This is a genomic window from Marinobacter sp. UBA2498 (assembly GCF_002341575.1).
GTDB lineage: Bacteria > Pseudomonadota > Gammaproteobacteria > Pseudomonadales > Oleiphilaceae > Marinobacter > Marinobacter manganoxydans.
In genome coordinates this window covers 48070-53787 of the sequence record NZ_DDOI01000059.1, presented here as the reverse complement: position 1 = coordinate 53787, position 5718 = coordinate 48070, and the positions used below count along the sequence as shown (strand labels likewise).

Genomic DNA, 5718 nt, shown 5'->3' with positions numbered 1-5718 from the left:
CCGATTCCGCCAGGGTCCGAGAAGTCCAGAAGTGTCGTCAGATAGGTAGCACTGGCTACCGGATTACGGCCTTTTTTCTTGAGCCAGGCCAATGTTGAGCCCAGCAGGGTGCCACCGATGCAATAGCCGATCAGATTCATCTGATCTTCGCCGGTGGCTTTGGTAACCGCATCCATGGCCGCCAGTGGCCCGAGCTCCATGTAGTCTTCCCAGCCTTTGTCCCGCAGGGAGGGCCCGGGATTTCGCCAGGAAATAATAAAAACAGTCTGTCCCTGGTTGACCAACCACTGGATAAAGGAGTTCCTGGCGGTGAGGTCCAGGATGTAGTACTTGTTGATCCATGGCGGAACAATCAGCAACGGGCGTTTGCTGACGGTCTCTGTTGTTGGGGAGTACTGGATCAACTGCATCAGTTCGTTCTGGAACACGACCTTGCCAGGTGTAGTTGCCAGGTTACGTCCTACCTCAAAGGCAGAGCGATCTGTCATCCCAACATTGAACAGGGAAGGATTCTGCCGCAGGTCTTCGATCAGCTGCCGTCCACCGTCGATCAGGTTCATCCCTTTGCGTTCCCACGTAATCCTGAGCACTTCCGGATTCGTGGCGGGGAAATTCGATGGCGACAGTGCGCTGGTCAGGTGTCGGGCGTAGAACAGCATCTGGTCCCGTCCTGCCGGGGGAATCCCTTCCATGCCGGCCGCCCAGTTCAGAAAGGCCTGTGAGTTGATCAGATAGGCCTGGTGGAGCACATCAAAAGGCAGATGCTTGTGCCACTCCTCGGCCTGGAAGCGTCGGTCGTCGGCCTCTGGTTCGACAACGGGCTTCTTATGCTTGCCCACGAGCCGTGCAAGGGTGTAGTACCCCAGCGCGGCATGTTTGCGGGCCAGATCCAGTTCCGCTCCTGCAAACCGGAGCGGGTGCAGGAGCAGGTCCTCGGCCATTGTGCGGTAGGCATCGGACATTTCCGTTATCGTGGAGAGCGTTGCCGCATCCAGGACGCCAGCATCTCCCAATGCTTTCTCCAGTTGCTGCTGTCCCTGGCGGACGTTGGTTTCGAAGCCGTTGACGAGCTGACCTACGGCTTTCCCGAGCGTATCCAGACCGAACATAACTATCCCTTATTTGGCGGTTTTCGGGCCGGGCTTGGCCGATGCCTCGGGTGCTTTCTCGAACACCTTCTGAATCTGCTCCCTGCTTTCGTTGAAGTAGTCCTGCCAGGCTTTCCAGTCTGCGGTGAACTGCTCGCTCAGTGATTTCAGGGTCTCCGCCTGGTCGCCAGTCAGGCTTTTCAGGCTCTCCAGATCACGGACCTCAGACACCTTTTTAGCCTGCTCCATGGTGACATCGGCATAACGTCGGAAGGCGTTCATCTGCATTTCTGCAGCCTTGCCAAATTGCTCGAACAGGGTTTCGTTCAGACGGGTCGCTTTTTCGAAAAGCTCGGTGTTCATGGTCACAACTCCTTTGCGTATGGATTTGATGGAATTCTATTCTGCCTCATCCTGCGTGACGCAATTTTGACAAGCATCAATCCCGGGTTCAGCTTATGCTTTACTGTAGGAACATGTTTTCCCGGCAAGGCAGGAGGCGCCATATGACCAACCGGAAATCCGAACTTGAAACACTGAGAGCCGACCTGACGGCCAGACTTTCCCGTTATGAGGCGCATCAGCATCGGGAAGGGGGTGCGTTAGACAAGGATTTCGAGGAGCAGGCTACCCAGACCCAGAACGACGAAGTGGTCGATTCGCTGGAAACCGAAACCCGTTCCGAACTCGCTCAGATTGAACATGCACTGGCTCGGATTGATAACGGTGTGGGTGACGAATGCGAATCCTGCGGCGAGGCCATTGACCCACGCCGCTTGCAGGTTCTGCCCTATACCACGGTTTGCGTGGATTGTGCCGAAGACTGAGTGACACCATGGAGCCACTGCAGGCATCCACGACCGGCTCGGCCGTATTCCAGACCCGGGGCCTGACGAAAACCTATGATCAGGGGGAGGTTCAGGTTCATGCCCTCCGTGGCGTAGATCTGGATCTCTATGGCGGCGAACTGGTCGTCATGCTGGGCGCTTCCGGTTCTGGCAAATCCACACTCCTTAACATTCTTGGCGGGCTGGATGTGCCATCGACCGGCGAAGTCCGGTATCGGGATTTTGATCTCAGTACTGCCGGCGACCGCGAACTGACCCGTTACCGCCGTGAGCATGTTGGTTTCGTATTCCAGTTCTACAATCTCATTCCAAGCCTGACCGCGCGGGAAAATGTTGCGGCCGTCACCGAGATTGCGTCCCATCCGATGTCTCCCGAAGAAGCTCTTGAGCTGGTTGGATTGAAGAGCCGCATCGACCACTTTCCCGCGCAGCTTTCCGGTGGTGAACAGCAGAGGGTTGCCATCGCCAGGGCCATTGCCAAACGACCGGAAGTACTTCTTTGCGATGAGCCGACCGGAGCTCTGGATTCGGCCACGGGTGTGCTGGTTCTTGAAGCTCTGGAAAAAGCCAACCGGGAGACGGGCACGACCACTGTTATTATCACCCACAATGCCTCTATTGGTGGCATGGGGGATCGCGTGATCACGCTCTCCGACGGCAACATCAGTGGTGAGCGCCGTAACGAACGTCGCCAGGATCCCCGGACACTGTCCTGGTAACGGGGCCAAATGGTAGAAAAATGGCCGCGAAAGGTCTTAACACGGTTCTGAATACCAAACTACGGCGCGAGCTCTGGCAGATGCGGGGCCAGGTACTGGCCATCGCGCTGGTGATCGCAGGAGGCGTAGGTGTCTGTGTGATGTCGCTGGTGAACTATTCATCGTTACTGGCGACCAGAGCCCAGTACTACGATCAGCACCAGTTTGCCGATGTGTTTGCCCCCGTCAAACGGGCGCCCCGCCATGCCCTCAAGGAACTAGGTTCATTACCTGCCATAGCAAGGTACGAGGGGAGAGTCGAGGGAGCCGCAAAACTGGAGATGCCGGGCTTCGCGGATCCCGTGTCGGCCCGGTTGGTATCCATTCCTCCGGAGGGGCAGCCTGAGGTCAATCGCTTGTTTATCAGTCAGGGGCGGCTTCCGGGGGCAGGTCGCAGCCAGGAAGTCGCGGTCATCGGAAGCTTTGCCGAAGCGCATGAGTTGGTACTGGGTGATCAGTTTGAGGCGATTATCAACGGCCGGCGACAGGAACTTACGATAACTGGCATCGTCGAGTCACCGGAGTTCATATACGTCATTCCCCCTGGCGGCATGCTGCCTGATTATCGGCGTTATGGTGTGCTGTGGATGAACAGGGAAGCCCTGGAATCCGCCATGGACATGCGGGGCGCATTCAACAGCCTGGTGGTGACGCTCAAACCTGGCCATTCTGCTGCCTCCGTCATTGATGCTCTGGATCGATTGCTGGCCCGGTATGGGGCAACGGGGGCTTTTGGCCGGGACGACCAGTTTTCCCACCGTTTTCTGAGTGACGAGCTCAATCAGTTGAAAACCATGGCGACGGTTTTCCCCCTCATTTTCATGAGTGTCGCCATGTTTTTGTTGAATGTGGTGATTGGCCGTCTGATCAGCACCCAACGGGATATCGTCGCGGTACTCAAGGCCTTCGGCTATAGCAACCGTCAGATCGCCTGGCATTACAGCGAACTGGTCATCGTGATTGCCGTCATCGGTTTGCTGGCGGGGCTTGGCCTTGGCCTATGGCTTGGACGCTCTCTCGGCGAACTGTACATGGATTATTACCGCTTTCCGGGGCTGTTGTTTCGCATTGACCCCGCATGGGTTGTGCTGCTGGGGTTGATGACAATTGTGGTCGCCTGGCTCGGTGCCTGGCGAGCCATCAGGCAGGCAGCGGCACTGCCACCCGCTGAAGCCATGAGGCCTGAGGGGCCCGCCAGGTACCGGGTGACCATAGTGGAAAAGCTGCTCTCGGGAATCCGTTTCGCCCAGCCCTCCCGAATGATCGTGCGCCAGCTCTCCCGTCGTCCGGTTCGGACCCTGTTATCCATGACTGGGGTCGCTATGGCCACTGCCATCGTGATGGTGGGAAACTTCCAGTTCGACTCGGTGTCCCTGATGGTCCACACGCAGTTTGCACGGGTTCAGCAACAGGATCTGTCCGCGACCTTTATTGATCCGGTGAACAGCGCGGCGTTGTTCGGCTTGCAGCGGCAAGCCGGGATACGTTACGTGGAGGGGCGACGCTCGGTCCCGGCACGTCTTGTTTCCGGCCATCGGGAGTGGCGAAGCGCAGTCACCGGAATACCCTCCGAGGCGCGCCTGCAATTTGTCATCGACAGTGACCTGCAGCCGGTTCCGCTCCCCAGGGAGGGGTTGTTGTTGACCGATTTTCTGGCCGATGAACTGGGTGTCGGTCCGGGAGATGTTCTGCAGCTGGAGCTCCTGGAGGGCGACCGCCGAACGGTTATGGTTCCGGTCGCCGGTATCACCAGCGAGTTTCTCGGGGTTGGTGCCTACATGGATCTGGATGCCCTCAACCGGGCACTGGGGGACGGGCCCCTGATCAATCAGGCCCTGATCAACCTGGACCCGGACAAGGCTTCGGAAGTTTATAACAGTCTTCGCGAAACCCCGGGAGTGCTTGGCCTGAGCATCCGGCAGGCCATGCTCGACAGCTTCTACGACACCCTGGCGAGAACCTTCCTGACGTTCACCTTTTTCAACAGCCTGATGGGCGGAATCATCGCTTTTGGAGTGGTCTACAACACGATCCGGATTTCACTGGCGGAAAAAGGTCGGGAGTTGGCGAGCCTGAGAGTGCTGGGATACACCCAGAATGAAGTTGCGCATATATTGTTGGGAGAGGTTGCGCTCTTGCTGTTTCTGGGTATTCCCCTCGGTTGGCTGACTGGCCAGGGTCTGGCGCTCATGATCGTTACTGCCATGCAAACCGAACTGTATCGGGTGCCCTTGACGATCACCAGCCAGACACTTGGCATGTCCGCGTTGGTCGTGGTGGTATCGGCGATCGCTTCCGGGGTTATTGCCTGGTGGCGCCTGAAACGGCTGGATCTTGTAGCGGTGTTGAAAACACGGGAATAGGTGCGAAAGCAACCGGGGAGTGAACTGAGGTTATGGCGAAAAAAGGGTTTGCCGGAAAATGGTTGTTCTGGGGGGTGTTCGTAATGCTCGCCAGTGTTGCAGTTGTGGTCACGATCCGACCCGATCCGGTCTGGGTGGATCTGGCGCCGGTAACCCGTGGCCCCATGGAAATCACTATCAAGGAGGAGGGCAAAACGCGGGTGCGTGACCGATACGTGGTTTCATCACCGGTTGCCGGCTATCTGCACAGGGTATTGCTGGAAGTGGGGGATCCGGTGATTCCGGGAGAGCTGCTGACGGAGGTTGACCCCATGCCTGCCAGCACCCTTGATGCCCGAAGTCGGGCCGAAGCGGAGGCCAAGGTGCAGTCGGCCCGCTCGGCGCTGAACTCCACTCGTCAAAAAGTGGCGGCGGCCGAGGCTGAAGCAGACCTCGCCGTGCGTGAGCTGGCCCGCCTCCAGGCACTCAGTGATGATCGTTTTGTTTCCGACGAGCGTTTGCAGCAGGCCCGGGCCACTGCGGCCAGAACCCAGGCCATTCTGCGTTCCGCGCGCTTTGACGAAGAAGTGATGGCCCACGAACTGGCAGCGGCCCGAACGCGCCTTGAGGTGTCTGCCGCGCGTGCGAACGGCGATGGAGCGGTTGAACGTGTGCCGGTCAG

6 protein-coding genes are annotated in these 5718 nt (G+C 58.1%); 4 read left to right on the top strand and 2 right to left on the bottom strand.

All coding sequences use genetic code 11. The features are described from left to right. Together B2W52_RS07465 and B2W52_RS07460 are read right to left on the bottom strand one after the other, a co-directional pair. Window positions 1-1109 (bottom strand): PHA/PHB synthase family protein (locus tag B2W52_RS07465; protein ID WP_414673487.1); only part of this gene is annotated, 1109 nt, incomplete at its 3' end. A 9-nt stretch (window positions 1110-1118) separates the two neighbouring features. Next, window positions 1119-1451 carry a phasin family protein gene (locus tag B2W52_RS07460; protein ID WP_008174685.1) on the bottom strand — a complete coding sequence of 111 codons (333 nt, stop codon included), beginning with the start codon at window positions 1449-1451 and terminating at the stop codon, window positions 1119-1121. Between the two features lie 143 nt (window positions 1452-1594). Here B2W52_RS07460 and B2W52_RS07455 point away from each other — a divergent pair, with 143 nt between their 5' ends. The 4 genes from B2W52_RS07455 to B2W52_RS07440 form a co-directional block, all read left to right on the top strand. Continuing rightward, window positions 1595-1915, top strand: a complete 321-nt coding sequence (locus B2W52_RS07455; protein WP_008174687.1) for a TraR/DksA family transcriptional regulator — start codon at window positions 1595-1597, stop codon at window positions 1913-1915. A gap of 8 nt (window positions 1916-1923) precedes the next feature. Next, window positions 1924-2655, top strand: coding sequence for an ABC transporter ATP-binding protein (locus B2W52_RS07450; RefSeq protein ID WP_273070460.1), 732 nt, complete (start codon window positions 1924-1926; stop codon window positions 2653-2655). Window positions 2656-2675: 20 nt separating this feature from the next. After that, complete coding sequence (locus B2W52_RS07445; RefSeq protein WP_273070458.1) at window positions 2676-5057, top strand: ABC transporter permease; 2382 nt, start codon at window positions 2676-2678, stop codon at window positions 5055-5057. 32 nt (window positions 5058-5089) lie between these two features. Further along, the coding region (locus B2W52_RS07440) for an efflux RND transporter periplasmic adaptor subunit (protein WP_476738517.1) at window positions 5090-5718 on the top strand (629 nt) is incomplete at its 3' end.

Coding starts and splice junctions, on each gene's coding strand:
- B2W52_RS07460 (WP_008174685.1), bottom strand. CDS start 1,451: ATGAACACCGAGCTTTTCGAAAAAGCGACCCGTCTGAACGAAACCCTG.
- B2W52_RS07455 (WP_008174687.1), top strand. CDS start 1,595: ATGACCAACCGGAAATCCGAACTTGAAACACTGAGAGCCGACCTGACG.
- B2W52_RS07445 (WP_273070458.1), top strand. CDS start 2,676: ATGGCCGCGAAAGGTCTTAACACGGTTCTGAATACCAAACTACGGCGC.
- B2W52_RS07450 (WP_273070460.1), top strand. CDS start 1,924: ATGGAGCCACTGCAGGCATCCACGACCGGCTCGGCCGTATTCCAGACC.